The sequence below is a fragment of the Actinoplanes sp. NPDC023714 genome (genome assembly GCF_040639855.1).
In the GTDB taxonomy this organism is placed as follows: domain Bacteria; phylum Actinomycetota; class Actinomycetes; order Mycobacteriales; family Micromonosporaceae; genus Actinoplanes.
Window position 1 is genome coordinate 37,674 of the sequence record NZ_JBFAAR010000005.1, and the last position, 15,150, is coordinate 52,823.

Annotated in this window: 17 protein-coding genes; 5 read left to right on the top strand and 12 right to left on the bottom strand. The window is 73.0% G+C overall.

The features are described 5' to 3' along the window. Window positions 1-4: 4 nt before the first annotated feature. Window positions 5-493: an Lrp/AsnC family transcriptional regulator gene (locus tag AB0G10_RS22930; RefSeq protein WP_360925129.1), complete on the bottom strand. Its 489-nt coding sequence runs from the start codon at window positions 491-493 to the stop codon at window positions 5-7. Between the two features lie 141 nt (window positions 494-634). Here AB0G10_RS22930 and AB0G10_RS22935 point away from each other — a divergent pair, with 141 nt between their 5' ends. From AB0G10_RS22935 to AB0G10_RS22945, 3 genes are read left to right on the top strand one after another with little or no spacing between them, the layout of a single operon-like run. Further along, window positions 635-1,720 carry an RDD family protein gene (locus AB0G10_RS22935; protein ID WP_360925132.1) on the top strand — a complete coding sequence of 362 codons (1,086 nt, stop codon included), beginning with the start codon at window positions 635-637 and terminating at the stop codon, window positions 1,718-1,720. Further along, window positions 1,717-2,793 (top strand): histidinol-phosphate transaminase, encoded by a 1,077-nt coding sequence (hisC, locus tag AB0G10_RS22940; RefSeq protein WP_360925135.1) that lies wholly within the window; start codon window positions 1,717-1,719, stop codon window positions 2,791-2,793. Before AB0G10_RS22935 ends, hisC begins: the two co-directional genes overlap by 4 nt. Window positions 2,794-2,823: 30 nt before the next feature. Continuing rightward, the gene (locus AB0G10_RS22945; protein ID WP_360925137.1) at window positions 2,824-3,951 is read left to right on the top strand and encodes an ROK family protein; all 1,128 of its coding nucleotides are present in this window, start codon (window positions 2,824-2,826) and stop codon (window positions 3,949-3,951) included. Between the two features lie 46 nt (window positions 3,952-3,997). On the opposite strand, the gene AB0G10_RS22950 is transcribed toward AB0G10_RS22945, so the two are convergent. The 7 genes from AB0G10_RS22950 to AB0G10_RS22980 all read right to left on the bottom strand — a co-directional run bounded on the left by AB0G10_RS22950 (window position 3,998) and on the right by AB0G10_RS22980 (window position 9,695). Beyond that, the gene (locus AB0G10_RS22950; RefSeq protein WP_360925139.1) at window positions 3,998-5,134 is read right to left on the bottom strand and encodes a PQQ-binding-like beta-propeller repeat protein; all 1,137 of its coding nucleotides are present in this window, start codon (window positions 5,132-5,134) and stop codon (window positions 3,998-4,000) included. Window positions 5,135-5,162: 28 nt separating this feature from the next. After that, a complete protein-coding gene (locus tag AB0G10_RS22955) occupies window positions 5,163-6,005 on the bottom strand; it encodes a hypothetical protein (protein WP_360925142.1) in 843 nt (280 codons plus the stop codon). A gap of 49 nt (window positions 6,006-6,054) precedes the next feature. Continuing rightward, complete coding sequence (locus AB0G10_RS22960) at window positions 6,055-7,155, bottom strand: hypothetical protein (protein ID WP_360925145.1); 1,101 nt, start codon at window positions 7,153-7,155, stop codon at window positions 6,055-6,057. 19 nt (window positions 7,156-7,174) lie between these two features. Continuing rightward, entirely contained in the window at window positions 7,175-7,561 is a 387-nt protein-coding gene (locus tag AB0G10_RS22965) for a PPOX class F420-dependent oxidoreductase (protein WP_360925148.1), read from the bottom strand. A 255-nt stretch (window positions 7,562-7,816) separates the two neighbouring features. Further along, a complete protein-coding gene (gene ispF, locus AB0G10_RS22970) occupies window positions 7,817-8,293 on the bottom strand; it encodes a 2-C-methyl-D-erythritol 2,4-cyclodiphosphate synthase (protein ID WP_360925152.1) in 477 nt (158 codons plus the stop codon). Between the two features lie 35 nt (window positions 8,294-8,328). Next, complete coding sequence (locus AB0G10_RS22975; protein WP_360926420.1) at window positions 8,329-9,162, bottom strand: 2-C-methyl-D-erythritol 4-phosphate cytidylyltransferase; 834 nt, start codon at window positions 9,160-9,162, stop codon at window positions 8,329-8,331. A 47-nt stretch (window positions 9,163-9,209) separates the two neighbouring features. Beyond that, a complete protein-coding gene (locus tag AB0G10_RS22980) occupies window positions 9,210-9,695 on the bottom strand; it encodes a CarD family transcriptional regulator (RefSeq protein WP_014447856.1) in 486 nt (161 codons plus the stop codon). Between the two features lie 335 nt (window positions 9,696-10,030). Here AB0G10_RS22980 and AB0G10_RS22985 point away from each other — a divergent pair, with 335 nt between their 5' ends. Beyond that, window positions 10,031-10,810: a hypothetical protein gene (locus AB0G10_RS22985; protein ID WP_360925155.1), complete on the top strand. Its 780-nt coding sequence runs from the start codon at window positions 10,031-10,033 to the stop codon at window positions 10,808-10,810. Between the two features lie 13 nt (window positions 10,811-10,823). Here the strand turns inward: AB0G10_RS22985 and AB0G10_RS22990 are convergent, their stop codons facing one another. The 4 genes from AB0G10_RS22990 to AB0G10_RS23005 are packed head-to-tail and all read right to left on the bottom strand — an operon-like array spanning window position 10,824 to window position 14,185. Next, on the bottom strand, window positions 10,824-11,276 hold the full coding sequence (locus tag AB0G10_RS22990; protein ID WP_360925158.1) for a DUF6023 family protein: 453 nt from the start codon (window positions 11,274-11,276) through the stop codon (window positions 10,824-10,826). Beyond that, window positions 11,273-12,340, bottom strand: a complete 1,068-nt coding sequence (locus AB0G10_RS22995; protein ID WP_360925161.1) for a type III polyketide synthase — start codon at window positions 12,338-12,340, stop codon at window positions 11,273-11,275. Before AB0G10_RS22995 ends, AB0G10_RS22990 begins: the two co-directional genes overlap by 4 nt. After that, a complete protein-coding gene (locus AB0G10_RS23000; protein WP_360925164.1) occupies window positions 12,334-13,488 on the bottom strand; it encodes an acyl-CoA dehydrogenase family protein in 1,155 nt (384 codons plus the stop codon). The genes AB0G10_RS22995 and AB0G10_RS23000 overlap by 7 nt, the downstream gene beginning before the upstream one ends. Then, on the bottom strand, window positions 13,478-14,185 hold the full coding sequence (locus AB0G10_RS23005; RefSeq protein WP_360925167.1) for a methyltransferase domain-containing protein: 708 nt from the start codon (window positions 14,183-14,185) through the stop codon (window positions 13,478-13,480). The genes AB0G10_RS23000 and AB0G10_RS23005 overlap by 11 nt, the downstream gene beginning before the upstream one ends. A gap of 47 nt (window positions 14,186-14,232) precedes the next feature. On the opposite strand from AB0G10_RS23005, the gene AB0G10_RS23010 reads away from it, so the two are divergent. Further along, entirely contained in the window at window positions 14,233-15,048 is an 816-nt protein-coding gene (locus tag AB0G10_RS23010) for a UbiA family prenyltransferase (protein WP_360925170.1), read from the top strand. Window positions 15,049-15,150 lie beyond the last annotated feature (102 nt).

Consider the following 15,150-nt stretch of genomic DNA (forward strand, 5'->3'; position numbering starts at 1 on the left):
CGTGTCAACCCGATATCTGGGCTGATTTCACCAATGGTCCGGTCCGGTACGGGATCAGCTCGGCCAGCGCGATGATCGTGTGGGCGCGGACGATCCCCTCGTAGCCGACGATCTGGTCGATCACCCGCTGCAGGTCGGCGTTGGCCCGGGCCACGATCCGGCAGAGGATGTCGCCGCTGCCGGTGATCGTGTGCGCCTCCAGCACCTCGGGGATCTCGGCGAGGTGCGAGGCGACGGCGTCGTGCCCGTACCGCTGCCGGATCTCCAGGGTCACGAAGCTGGTCACCCCGAAACCGATCGCGGCGGGCGCCACCTCCGGGCCGAACCCCTTGATCGCGCCGCGGGCGATCAGCTTGTCGAGCCGCGCCTGCACGGTGCCGCGGGCCACCGCGAGCCGGCGGGAGAGCTCCAGCACACCGATGCGCGGTTCCGCGGCGAGAAGCTCGAGCAGCCGGGCATCGAGGCCGTCGAGTTGGACACTCTGCTCAGTCACCGGGCGAAAGTACCGTACATACTGCGCAGTTTGCTCCGCTGTGCCAATGGCTATCGGACAGCGTCGGGGCGACCTGGGACACTGAGATCACGAGACCGGCCCGCAGGGAACGGTCAGGTCGTTCTGGTAGAAGGTTTGCGCATGAGTTCCCTTCCCGCGGGTTGGTACAAGGACCCGGCCGACACCAGCACCCAGCGCTACTGGGACGGTGAGGGCTGGCTGGGCCGGGCCATCCCGGCCGACGCGGTCCCGCCGGAGGGTCCGCCCGCGGACGAGCCGGAGCCCCCGGCCGGCGAGCCGGAGCCGGCGCCCGCGCAGCCCGCCACCGCGCCGCAGGCGTTCGCGCCGCCGCAGCCCCCCAACCACCAGACGCCACCCCACCACGCAGGACCGCACCAGGCAGGGCCGCACCAGGCAGGGCCGCACCAGGCGCCGCCCGCCTACGGCCCGCCGCCCGGCTGGGGTCAGCAGCCGGGCTGGGGACCGCAGCAGCCGCCGCAGGGCTGGCAGCCCCCGCCGGGCACGCAACCGCCTCCGGGCACCCAGCCTCCGCCCGGCTGGCAGCAGCCGCCCCCGAACTGGCAGCAGGGCCAGCCCACCTGGGCCGGGCAGCCCCCGCACGCATACCTCTATCCCATGCCGCAGGCGATGCCGCACGGTCTCCCGCTGGCCGGCCTGGGCCGGCGCCTCGCCGCCCGGCTCATCGACATCGTCGCGGTGCTGCTGCTCAACATCGTGGTCAACGGCTGGTTCGTCTACCAGTACTGGCAGGACTTCAACCCGATCCTGCAGGACTACATGCGCCAGCTCGAGGCGAACAGCGCCGGCGCCACGGTGGCCGAGCCCACCTCCCGCATGCAGACCCTGTCGATCGCCATCGTGCTCGTCGCCACCCTGCTCTGGCTGCTCTACGAGGCCCCGTCGACCGCGAACCGCGGCCAGACCCTCGGCAAGCGGGCCATGGGGATCAAGGTGGTGCCGGTCGAGAGCACCGCGCCGCTCGGCTTCGGCCGCGCCTTCACCCGCTGGGCCCGGCTCGGCATGTGGACCCTCTTCTGGTGGTGCGGGGTGGGCCTGGTGATCCAGTTCTTCGCCTCGCTCTCCCCCGTCTTCGACCCCCGACTGCGCCAGGCCTGGCACGACAAGGCGGCCGCCACGGTCGTCGTCGCCGTGCCGCCCGGCGCCCAGCCCACCGTCCCGGCAAACTCTCCCGGAGGACCTCGATGACCCGGCTCACCCGCCCCGACCTCGACGCGCTGCCGAACTACGTGCCCGGCCGCAACATCGCCGACCTCGTCCGCGAGCTCGGCCTCGACGAGGCGATCAAGCTGGCGAGCAACGAGGTGCCGTACGGCCCGCTCCCCGGCGTCGTGGAGGCCGTGACCGAGGCCGTCACGACGGTGCACCGGTACCCGGACATGGGCGTGGTCCGCCTGCGTGAGGTGATCGGCGAGCGCTTCGGCGTCAGCCCGGACCGGGTCGTGACGGGCTGCGGCTCGGTCGCCCTCGCCGAGATCCTCGCGAAGACCACCTGCCTGCCGGGCGACGAGATCATCTATTCGTGGCGGTCGTTCGAGGCGTACCCGATCATCGCGGCCGGCGGCGGCGCGACCAGCATCCGGGTGCCGAACACCGCCGGGCACGGGCACGACCTCACCGCGATGGCGGCGGCGATCACCGACCGGACCCGCATGATCTTCGTCTGCAACCCGAACAACCCGACCGGCACCTCACTGCGCAAGGCCGAGATCGACCGGTTCCTCGACGCGGTGCCCTCCGACGTGCTGGTGGTGCTCGACGAGGCGTACCGCGAGTTCGTCACCGACCCGGACGTCCCGGACGCGCTGCGGACCTACGGCGACCGGCCCAACGTGGTGGTGCTGCGCACCATGAGCAAGGCGTGGGGCCTGGCCGGCCTGCGGATGGGCTACCTGGTGGCCCAGCCCGAGGTGGCCGCGACGATCCGCAAGGTCGTCACCCCGTTCTCGACGAGCACCGTCGCGCAGGCGGCGGCGCTCGCGGCCCTGGACCAGGAGGAGGAGATGCGCCGCCGCTGCTCCCTGGTCATCGCCGAGCGCACCCGGCTCACCGAGGCGCTGCGCAAGCTCTCCGTCGACGTCCCGGACAGCCAGGCCAACTTCGTCTGGCTGCCGCTCGGCGAGCGCACCGCCGAGTTCTCCGCCGCCTGCGAGAGCCGCGGCGTGATCGTCCGGGGCTTCCACCCCGAGGGCGTCCGGGTCACGGTCGGCACCCCCGAGGAGAACGACCGGTTCCTGGCCGCCGCGGAGGCCGCCCTCTAAGGGCTTCCCGGCCCGTCCCAGGGAGTCGCCGTGACGACGCGTTCCACCGAGCTGCTCCGGGTGGTGCACCACCGGCCGGGTGTCACCCGCGCCGACGCCGCCCGGCTGCTCGGTGTCGGCACCGGCGCGGCGACCGAGCTGGTCACCAAGCTGAGCCGGGCGGCGCTGCTGGTCCAGGCTCCGGCCGCGCCGAGCGGCAGCCGCGGCCGGCCGACCACAGTGCTGCTGCCGCATCCGGAGGGCCCGGTCGTGCTGGCGGTGGCGATCACCCACGAGGCCTGGCGGATCGACGTGGTCGAGCTGGGCGGTGCCACCGCCGCGACGCGGTCCGGGAGACACGCGGCCGCCGGGTGGGACGAGGTGCGTGCGGCCGTCACGGCCGCGATTGCCGAGCTCTTCTCCCGGTACGGGGACCGCCCGCGCGCGGTCGGCGTATCCGTGCCGGGGACCGTGTCCCGGGCCCTGCGCCTCGACGCGTCCACGGCCGGGTGGCACGACGTCGACCTCACCGCGCTGTGGCCGGACGCCGGCGTCTTCGTGGCCGGCAACGACGCCACGCTCGCCGCCACGGCCGAGTCCCGGCGCGGGGCCGCCGCGGGCGCCTCGGTCGCCGTCCACCTCCGGATCGAGGGCGGGCTCGGCGGCGCCGTGGTCGAGGACGGCCGCCCGGTGATCGGCGCCCGGGGCGCGGCCGGCGAGTTCGGCCACATGCCGTTCGGCGACCCGGCGATCCGCTGCCCGTGCGGCGCCCCGGGCTGCTGGGGCACGGCCGTCGACGGCACCGCACTGGCCCGCTTCCTGGGCGAGCCGCCGCCGCGCGACCCGGTGACCTACGCCCGCCGGGTGATCGCCACGGCGGCGGCCTCGCCCGGCTCGGCCGAGGCGGCCGCGGTCACCTCGGTCGCCGCCGCCCTCGGCCGGGGCATCGCGGGACTGGTCAACGGCCTGGACGCTGACCTCGTGACGCTGGGCGGCCTCGGCGTGGACCTGCTGGCGGCCGCGCCCGAGGCGATCCACGCGGCCTACCTCGACGGCCTCATGCTGATCCACCGCGACGCCCCGCCGCCGGTCCTGCCGACCGCGCTCGGCGACGACGAGGGCCCGATCGCCGGGGCGGCCGAGGAGGCCTGGGCGGCCCTGCTCCCGCGGCTGACCTGACGACTCCTCCCGGCCCGCTTCTCGGTGGCCGACGGCACGGGCCCTCTCAGAGGGCGGCGACGATCACCGTGTCGAGCGTCAGGTAGTAGATCGGCGACTCCGGGTCGTCCTCCGGCGCGTCGGTGCGCAGGCGCTCCATGGCCAGATATCCGCCGGCGATCCGGAACAGCCCCGGCTTCCACTCGGTGCTCTCGTTCCCCATCGCGAGCGGGAACTCGATCGTCTTCACCCCGGTGCCGGCGTCCACGCCGACGAGCGTGTTCTCCGGGGTCAGGAGCAGGACCGTCGAGCCGTTCCCGCCGAGCACCCGGGCGGTGGCCGGCCACGTCCACAGCGGCTCGCCGGTGGCCGTGCGCCCGGTCACCGCGTCCGCGGCGGTGACCACCACGACGCCGCCGGCCACGGTCGCGGCCGGATCGTCGAGCGCGGTGGCCCGCTTGCCGTCGATCCAGCCCCGGCCGGCCGCGTCGCGCAGGCCGGCACAGGCCGAGCCGTCCGGCTCGCAGCCGATCGGCGTCCACGGGGCGGACGGCAGCCCGGTCACCGGCTCCCCGGTCGCCGCGTTCCAGGCACCGCCCTCGGTGCAGGCGACCACCCCGGACGAGGTCGTGAAGCTCTCCTCACAGCCGGCGGGACGCGGAACCCGCCATCGGACAGCCCCGGTGCTCACGGCGTACGAAACAAGCTCTTGATCCTCGATGACCACGACGCCGCCGGCGGCGGACCGCAGACCCGGCGGTGTCCAGACCGCCGAAGCCCCGGTGCGATGGCCCGCATAGCCGGGCGCCTCCGGACCCTCGGCGCGCCAGATGATCTCGCCGGAGCGGGCGTCGATCGCCACGACGTCGCCGTCGGACCAGCGGGAGACCACCGTGGTGTCACTCGCGACCACCCCGCTGAGCTGCGCCGGCCAGCGACGCAGCGACCAGCGCGCGGTATAGACGGTCCGGCCGTCGACCGGCCCGTCCGCCCGGATCTGATGCTTCGCGGCATAGACGCGCACCCGGCCGTCGACGACGAGCGGCGCCACGTTGAGCCGGCCGGTCACGCCCGCCGGACGCAGGGTCAGAGGAGGGTACGGCGCGGTCGCGCTCGCCAGCACCTCGGCGGGAGCGAGCACCCGGCAGCCGATCAGCGTGGCGGCGACCAGCAGAACCACGGCCGCCAGAGTTCGTAGCAGCACCCGGGTCACATACCGGATTCTTTCACGCCTACTCGTAGCCGCCGTTGATGAGCCCCAGACGCACCAGTTCGGTGAGCGGCTCCACCACGTTCGCGGCGCCGAACCCGGTGAAGAGCGGCCGCTGCTCGTCGCGGTGCGCCCGGGCCGGCTCGACCAGCGGAACCGGGTGCGTGGCGGCCAGCGCCTCGGCCACCTCGGCCACCTCGCCGCCCTCCGCCGCCGTCAGCGCGGCGATCAGCACGTTCAGGAAGCCGTGGTGGGTGAACCCGGTCTCCGGATCGGTGTGCCGGGTGGCGTGCCGCAGACCGGCGGCCAGCTTGAACGGCAGATCCCGGTCACGGCAGGCGCAGATCACCGCGGCCAGCTCGACCGGGGTCGGGAAGAGCTCGGCCGCGAGCCCGCCGACCCGGAACTTCGGCGAGATCGGCAGACCCTGCGCGCGGGCCTCCACGACGGTGTCCAGCGCCGCGAGGAGACCCCAGCTCAGCGGGATCTCGGCGTACAGGCGCAGGTCACCCTGCACCGCCGCGAACTGCCGGAGCGCGGCAAGCCCCGGCTGCGGATCCTCGCCCCGCCGGGCCACCGGCGCCTCGACGTGCTCGACACCCAGGCCGGCGGCGCGCAGCTTCTCCACGGTCACCGGCAGGTTCGCGATCGGCACGTCACCGATCAGCCCGGCGCTGGCCCGGGGCAGCGGGCCGGCGCCCACGATCGAGGCCGGGACCAGCAGCGAGCCGATCAGGTCCGCGTACCACGAGGAGGCGTGCTCGTCGTACTTCGCCACCCCGTCGGCGAGGCCGATCGGGCTGGGCGGAAGAAGGGACGCGTCATCGACCAGCCCTGCGTACAGCGGAGGCACCATAGTCGACACGTTTCCGAACCTAATGGCGGCGCCGGAAACGGACAACCATGGTTGTTCCTCAGCGTCTGCTGATCGTCACCAGGAGTTCCGCCGCGGCGGCCAGGACCATGGCCGTGACCAGCGGGACGAGCCCGCCGACCACCGTGTAGAGCAGCAGGAACACCGGCGCCGCGAACGTCAGGTAGACGGCGGCCGCGAGTTTCCGGTCGGCCGAGCGCAGCCGGGCCAGCACCGCGCCGCCCCGCTCCGGCAGCCGGCTGCTGAACCAGAACACCACGGCGCCCACGATCAGCACGCCGATCATGCCGGACCAGACGCGCGAGATCCCGGAGCTGACCAGCGTCATCGCGGCGGTCAGGACGGCCGCCACGAGGGTGCCGCCGGCGGCGTAGAGCACGGTGCCGCGGACCGCGCCGGCCGACTCGGCGGAGAGGTCGAGGACGAGGCCGCGCGGCTTCTCCGGCGTCCCCAACATCTCGGACATTTCAGGATTTCGGTCTTCTTGCGCGCTTTGCTCTGGTGGCACGCCCAGCGACGCCATCTCGGCGAGGTCTTCCAGTGCCCGCGCCCACCGGCGGCGCTCGAAGCGGACGATGCCCACCTCGCCGGCGGCGTCCCCGATCGTGGCGTCCAGCTCCAGCGCCTCGCCGTAGGCCCGCTGCGCCAGGTCGAACAGCCTCAGCCGGGCCGCCACGACGGCCAGGACCAGGTGCGCCTCGGCCTCGGTGGGGGCGACGCGGACGCCGTTCCACGCGGCGTTCAGCGCCTCCTGGCCGTTGCGCGCCTCACTCAGCAGGGCGGCGCCGGTGCGTTGCGCGTACGCGTCCTCGGGCCACTCGGCCAGGATCCCCTCGGCGATCCGGGCCGCGTCGCCGAACCGCCGGCTGTCGGTGAGCGCCATGGCCCGCACCACCAGCGCCCCCAGCGCCGTCGGCGTGCTCGCCGCGGCCCGGTCGGCGGCCGCGAGGGCCTCGGCCGGCTGATCGGCGGCCAGGTGAATGGTGGCGAGCGTGGCGAGCAGCGCGGCCTCCTGCGGCGCACTGCTCAACCCGGCGGCGATCTCCTCGGCGGCCTCGTCGTAGCGGCCGAGGTCGGCGAGCAGAAGCGCCCGCTGCCGATGCTCCTCAGGCGTGGTCTCGGGCTCCATGGGGGCGGACACGATGCCGAGAGTAAGCGGTCTAGCTGAAGATCACGTGAGTCGGGGTCAGCCGGCACACCACCCGCACGACGTCCGGCCCGTCCGCGGTCCACGGCTCGTTCGCGTACTTGTAGCTCAGCTCGCTGATCAGGTCACCCTCGTCATCGACGAGCGTGACAGTCCCCTCGACCGTGAAGTAGGAGTACGGCTGCGCCGGGTCGTAACCGCAGATCGACACCCGGGGGTCGCGCTCCATGTTCCGGGTCTTCTGCCGCCCCCGCACCGTGGAGAAGACGACGTCGTCCCCGTCCCGCCGAACCCAGATCGGCGTCGACTGCGGCGAGCCGTCCGGGTTGATCGTCGTGAGCACCACGTAGGTGGGATTGTCGATCAGGTTCCGGGCGACTTCCGGCAGCACAACGCTCATGGCAGTGATCATGCCCGATGACCCGCCCCTCCGACCCGGTGTCGCTGGTCACCAGACCGCCGCGCGGGGCCGGACTGCCGGATGCTCCCGACCGCCGGATGCTCCCGACCGCCGGATGCTCCGGACCGCCGGATGCTCGCAACCGCCGGGCGTCTCAGGCCGCCCGGCGTCTCAGATCGCCCGGCGCGGAGCCGCGTGTTTCAGGCGGCCCGGCGCAGAGCCGCGTGTTTCGGGCCGCCGGCAGAGCCGCGCGTTTCAGGCCGTCGGGTAGATCAGCGCCACCGCCGTGCCGGCCAGCCCTTCGCCGCGGCCGGTCAGCCCCAGCCCGTCGGTCGTGGTGCCGGCCACCGTGACCGGTGCACCGACCGCCTCGGACAGCACCTTCTCCGCCTCGGCGCGCCGCTTGCCGATCTTCGGCCGGTTCCCGATCACCTGAATCGACACGTTGCCGATCTCGAACCCGGCCGCGCGCACCCGGCCGGCCGACTCCTCGAGCAGCGCCACCCCGGCCGCACCCGCCCATTCCGGCCTGCTGGTGCCGAAGTTGCTGCCCAGATCGCCGAGCCCGGCCGCGGAGAGAAGAGCGTCACAGGCCGCGTGCGCCGCCACATCGGCGTCCGAATGACCGGCCAGCCCCGGCTCGTCCGGCCAGTGCAGTCCCGCCACCCAACAGGGCCGCCCGGCGTCGAACGCGTGCACATCGGTCCCGATACCGACCCGCGGAATGATCACCCGGCGAGCCTACGCCCGCCGGCTGCCCGCGAGCGTCAGGGCTGCTCGGGCAGCGTGAGCAAGTGAGCGGCCACCGCCAGGTCGATCGGGCGGGTGATCTTCAGGGCCAGGTCGGAGCCGGGTACGCAGCGCACCGGCCGGCCCAGCTTCTCGACCGCCCCGGCGTCGTCGGTGTGGGAGTCGGCGGCCGCCGCGTGGGCCGCGCGCAGCACCGAGGCCCGGAAGCCCTGCGGGGTCTGCACCGCCCGCAGGACGGAACGGTCGACGGTGCCGAGAACCCGCTCCTCCGCGTCGACCTCCTTGATCGTGTCGACCACCGGGAGGACCGGGATGACCGCGTCGGCGCCGTCGCGGACCGCGGCGGCCACGCGTTCGAAGACGGAGACCGGGGTGAGGCAGCGCGCCGCGTCGTGGACCAGCACGATCGGCAGCGACGGCGGAACGACGGCGAGAGCCGCGGCGACCGACTCCTGCCGCTCGGCACCACCAGCCACGACGGTGACGGAAGCGACTCGACGCCCGGCACCGCCGGCGACGGAAGCAACCGGAAGCCCGGCACCCCCGGCGACGGAAGCGACCGAAGGCCCGGCACCCCCGGCGACCGAAGCGACCGGACGCCCCGCATCGCCGGTCACCGGAGCGACATCGGCGAGCAGAGACCGCACGGCGTCGACGTCGGCCGGCGGCGCGGCGACCACGATCATGGCGACCGAGGGCGCGGCGGCGATCCGGCGGATCGCGTGGACGAGGAGGGGCTCGCCGTCGAGGAGACGGAGCGCCTTCGGCGCGCCCGGACCGAGCCGGACGCCGGCGCCCGCGGCCGGAACGACGACCGCGACGTCACCGCGAGCACTGGGCTGCGCGGTCACGTCGCGGTCGTCGGACACAGTTTTGAGGAGTGGTTGCGTCGGGTGGATCAGGCCTCGGTGAGGACCTTGTCGAGCAGGACCTCGGCCTCGTCCTTGGTGCTCTTCTCAGCGAGGGCCACCTCACCGACCAGGATGTCGCGGGCCTTGGCGAGCATGCGCTTCTCGCCTGCGGACAGGCCACGCTCACGCTCACGACGCCAGAGGTCACGAACGACCTCGGCAACCTTCAGCGGGTTGCCGGAAGCAAGCTTCTCCAGGTTGGCCTTGTAACGCCGCGACCAGTTGGTCGGCTCCTCGGTGTGCGGAGCACGCAGGACGTCGAAGACCTTGCCCAGGCCTTCTTCGCCAACCACTTCGCGCACGCCGACCTCTTCGGCGTTCTCAGCGGGCACCCGAACAGTCAGATCGCCCTGGGCGACACGCAGAACGAGATACTGCCTTTCAACGCCCTTGATGACCCTAGTCTCGATTGCCTCGATGAGTGCGGCCCCGTGGTGGGGGTAAACAACGGTCTCGCCGACACTGAAAACCATAGGTTCGAAACCCCTTTCGCTGTGTCTAGGGTAACACGCCCAGGCGGCGGTGTCTCGCCCTGGCGGTCACTGTTAGTGCAGCTCAGGGGGCATGTGACGGGGCTTTCTCCCGCTTGACAGCGAAGCGAGAAGCTGCCTAAGTAACGCAAAGTGACGAGGACGTCACGAGTAACGCCAGCGAGTCGGAAATTCCGGACCTGATGGCTTTGTCAGATCAAGCTTATCGCTAAGGTCCGCAATGACGCACCACTGGCGATGCGGCCCCGCGTGCGGGACGCTGGACAGGAGTTCCCCGACCGAAGCAGGATCTGGTCGGCCAGGGGGGAGGTTGAGTCATGGCTGGCGCGAGCGACAACGGCGGCTGGCCGCCGGACGGCGGTGCCAACGACGATCTGCCTGACCTCCCTGAGGAGTGGGGGGTCATCGTCATTCCGGACGACCTCTCGGAGCTCTCCGAGGAGGTCGCGGCGGTCCGTGCCGAGCTGAGGACGGCCGTGCCCGCCACCGGGTGGCGGCGGTTCCTGGAGAGGCCGGCGATGCGCCGGGTGCGGCGTCTCGGGACGCTCGCGGTACGCACCCCCGCCTTGATCATCACGATGGCGATCCTGGTCACCGTGGCGAGCCTGTTCGCCTCGACCTGGCCCGGCCCGCCGCGTCAGCCGGCCACCCAGCGCACCGCGAACACCACCGCCGACCCGGCCGGCAAGCTGCCCGCGCTCGAGCTCGTCGGGACCAACGGGCAGACCGTCTCCCTGGTGAACCGACTACCCGCGGTAATCATCCTGACCGACGGCTGCGACTGCGAGAACCTCATCGCCGAGACCGTCTCCCTGGTCGAACCGGACATCGCGGTCATCGCCGTCTCGTCGACGGTCACCACTCCCGGTGCGACGAGCAGCACGATCAAGCTGCCCCCGGCGCAGACTCCGCAGGCCGACGGCAAGACGGTCAGCTTCCTCCAGGACCCGACCGGCGGCCTGCGCCGGCACCTCGCCCTCGAAGCCCCCGACGGCACCGCGGCGGTCGTGCTCGTCGACAAGGCCGGCAAGATCGTGCGCCTCCAGCGCCGGCTCGCCTCGGTCGAGGAGATCCGCCCCGATCTAGCCCGCCTCTGAAGAAGAAGCGAAACTACCAATTCAGACGCTGGAGCGTATACCGGAACACCACCGGCCCGGCCGCCTCCACGCTCACCCGCAGATGCAGCTCACTGGCCAGCCCGACACTGAACACCTCCGGGGTCCGCGAGCCCGAGCACCGCATCCCCCTTCCGGTCTCCCCGGCGCCGAGGCTGACCCGCACCCGGCTGCCGTCCACCCCGGCGCAGACCACCGACACCAGGAACTCGCCCCCGCCGACCTCGGCGACCTCCTCGTGCCCGTCGCCGTCGGCGAGCGCGAGGGTGTTCGACATCTGCTGCTCACCGGACTCGGGCAGCAGCTGCTCGGCGGTCCGCTGCCAGCCGAGCAGCCGGTCGTCGGCGGGCTCGCGCGGGGCGGCACGCCACCACCAGACGGCGCCCAATACCAGGATGAACACCGTCGTCAGGTGCAATACGGCCCCGCGGCCCCGTTCCGCGCTCACGCTCCGAGAGTAAGGCCCTCCAGAAGAGTGACATAGAGCGTGAGCCCAGGACCAAACGCAAGCATGACGATCCGCCGCGGTGGATCTTTCCGGCGGCGCAGCGCATCGAGGACCAGGAGCACGGTCGGCGAGGAGCAGTTTCCGTACGTGGCCAGCACCTCGCGGGACGCCGCCAGTGCCGCGTCGTCGAGTTCGAGCCGCTCCTGCACCACGTCGAGGATCTTCGGGCCGCCCGGGTGGACCGCCCAGCCGTCCACGTCGGCGACGGTCAGCCCGCGCCGGGCCAGCACGTCGTCGACGAGTCCCCGGACGTGCGTCGAGAGCACGGCGGGCACCTGCGGGGAGAGGCCCATCCGGAAACCGGCGTCGGTCACCTCCCACGTCATGTGGTCGGCAGTGGTCGTGTCGGTGATCGCAGCGAGCTCGCTCACCTCGTACCCGAGACCGCCGGAGGCGGAAGGGGTGACCACGCACGCGGCCGCCGCGTCCGCGAAGAGCGCGTGCGAGACGATCTGCTGGATGTCGGTGCGGGTGCCGGTCGGCTGAAGGTGGAGGCTGGTCAGCTCGGCGCAGAGAAGCAGTGCGGGCCGGCCGCGGGCCACCACGAAGTCGCTGACCGTGCCGAGGCCGGGCAGGGCGGCGTAGCAGCCCATGTGCCCGACGAAGAGGCGCTGCACGGTCGGCGCCATGCCCATGTCCCGGGCCAGCAGGATGTCCAGGCCGGGAGTCGCGTATCCGGTGCACGAGCAGACCGCGAAGAGCCCGAGCTCGTCGGCGGCGACACCGGCGTCGGCGAGGGCCCGGCCGACCGCGGCCTTGCCGAGCGGGATGGCCTCGACCTGGTATCGGCGCATCCGGCGCTCGGTGGACCACCCGGAGACGTCCTCGATCATCGGGCTGACCACGGCCTGCCGGGTACGCACCCCGGAGTTCGCGAAGATCCGTTTCGCCAGCGCCCGCCGCGCGCCGGTGTAGTGCTGGGAGAAGTAGCCCTCCCAGAGGTCGTCCTGCGCGGCCGACGGTGGGAGGGCGACTCCCAGGCCGCTGATCACCGCGGTCACCACCGCGGGGCCACGCCGTCGGAGTCGGGGTCGCCGCCGAGCGCGTCGATGCCGAGCCAGTCGGCGCAGACGTCGCTCGTGGCGGGCTGGAGCGATCCGGCCCGCGCATCTCGATAGAGCCGTTCCAGCGGATGCCCGCGCCGCATCGCCGACGTGCCCGCCGCCTCCAGCATCGACGCGGCGACCTCGGCCGCGGTCGTGCCGGCCAGCAGCTTCGCCCGCCACACCCAGCGGTTCGTCTCGGGTTCGCCGGGCGCCTCGTCGACCCGGCGGGCCGCTTCCCGGACCGCCAGCTGGGCGGCGGCCACGGCGGCGTCGGCCCGGCCGATCCGGGCCCGGACGGCCGGGAGGTGGCCGAGGCCGCGCTCGTTGAGGGTGGCGACGGCCGCGTCCACGGCGGCCCGGGCCACGCCCACGTAGACGGCCGCGTAGCTGGCGACCATCCAGTGCGGGGCCAGCTGCACGGCCACCAGGGCGAGCCCCTCCATGCCGCCGAGCAGCGCCGACGCCGGGACCGTCGCGTCGATGTGCAGGTCGTGCGAGCCGGTGGCGCGCATGCCGAGCGAGTCCCAGGTCTGCTCGACGCGCAGGCCGTCGCCGGCCGGGACCAGGAACTGCGAGACCTGGGTGGGATCGGCGGCGCTGCGGGCGGCCACCAGGTACGCGTCCGCGTGCCCGGCCCCCGAGCAGAACGTCTTCGAGCCGGTGATCCGGTATCCGCCGTCCACCGCCGTGTAGGAGGTGGTGAGCCGGGACAGCCGGGAGCCGGCGCCGCGCTCGCTCATGGCGACCGCGTACCAGCTGCCGCCGGCCGCCGCCTTGAGGTGCTCGTCGCGGGCCTCGAGCGCCTCGGCCGGCAGACCGAGCGCGTCGGCCAGGCCGTCGCTGATCCCGCCGAGCGCGCCGGTCACCGAGGCGTGCATGTTGAAGACCAGTGCGGTGGCGCCGTTGCCCCGGGCCAGCTCGTACGCCACCTCGGCGTACTCCGCGAAGCCGGCGCCCGCGCCACCCAGCCGGGACGGGACCATCAAGCCGAAGAACCCGGCGTCCCGGAGGTCGGCGAAATCGTCGGCCGGGAACGTGCCGTCCCGGTCGGTCGCGGCTGCGCGGGCGGCGAACCGCGGCGCGAGCCGGCGAGCCTCATCGATCATGCCGAGTACCCACCCCTTGATAGAGAACGGCGTCGGAGAACGCCGGAACGATCCTTCCCGCGGATCCCCTGCGTAACACCAGCCACTTGAACAAGCCGGAGATCGTCGGCCGGACACCGCGGATCCGGACCGTCACGCCGTGCTTCGCGAACTCGGCGATCAGCTTCGCCGGCGGCACGAAGAGATCGGGGTCGTGCAGGCCGACAGGGGCGATGCCGAGCCGCTCCCCGAGCGTCACCGTGATGAGCCGGCTCAGCCCGGTGTCGTTCACCGTGTCGAGCACGATGAGCCCGCCCGGCCGCAGCACCCGGGACAGCTCGGCCACCGTCCCGGGCAGGTCGGTGACGTGCTCGAGGATCTCCCCGGCCACCACCACGTCGGCGCTGCCGGAGCGCAGCGGCAGCCTGGTCACGTCGCCGTTGAGCACGGTCATGCCCTGCTCCGACGCGAGCGAGAGGCCGAGGGCGCCGAGGTCGACGCCGACGTGCCGGTAGCCCTTGGCCGAGACGTGCGGGGCGAGCAGCCCTCCGCCGCAGCCGGCGTCCAGCAGGATCCGCCCGGGCTCGGCGGCGGGCGGGATGAGCGCCGCGCGGGCCGCGGCGAGCCAGTGCAGGAGCTCGAAGTCGCCGGCGGGCCGCCACCACTCGGCGGCGAGGTCGTCGTACTGGCGGGGGTCGTTGCGCTGCATCGACAGCATGCGATCGAGCCTGGCACGGGAACGCCGGATCCACCACACTGCGAGTCATGTCCCGTGCACTCGCATTGCTCCGGGCGTCGCATCCGGAGCCGGGCGGCGCGGTGACCCTCGCGATGGCGCTGCTCGCCGTGGGGGTCGGCCATCGCGGGTGGCGTCTCGTCGCGGTGATCCTCGCGGTGGCCGCGACCCAGCTGGCGGTCGGCTGGGTGAACGACTGGCTGGACGCCGACCGGGACCTCCGCGCCGGTCGCCGGGACAAACCGGTCGCCTCCGGTGCGGTCTCCCGTCGTACCGTGGGGGTCTCGGGTTTGATCGCGGCGCTCGCCATCCCCCTGCCGGCGCTGGCGCTCGGCGCCGCGCCCACCGTCGTGATCTCCCTGGTCGGGGTGTTCGCGCTGCTCTACGACTGGCCGCTGAAATCGACGGCGTTCTCGGTGGTGCCCTATCTCGTGGCGTTCGGCCTGCTGCCGGCGTTCGTCGTGGTGTCGCTGCCGGGCAATCCCGCGCCGCCGGCCTGGCTCGTGCTGGCGGGTGCGCTGCTGGGCGGCGGCGCGCACTTCGCCAACGTGCTCCCGGATCTCGCCGACGACGCCGCGACCGGGGTCCGTGGCCTTCCGCACCGGATCGGCGAGCGGGGTTCGCAGGTGGCCGCGGCGGTGCTCCTGCTGGCCGCGACGCTCACGCTGGTCTTCGGGCCGCCCGGGCCGCCGTCGTGGTCCGGCTGGGCGGCGGCCGCGGCCTCCGTCGTGGTCCTTCTCCTTGGGGCGTACGGGTCGAAGCGCGCCCGCGGCCGGCCGGTGGCGCTGTTCCGGGCGGTGATGGTGGTGGCTCTGATGGACGTTGTGCTGTTGGTGCTCAGTTGATCTTTTTGTCATCGTCTCCGGCACCGGATGGATGGGTCGGCGCACGCGGCCGATCGCCGCCCATTAGGCTGATCTAACACCTTGGTGTCTCTATTTGGAGGA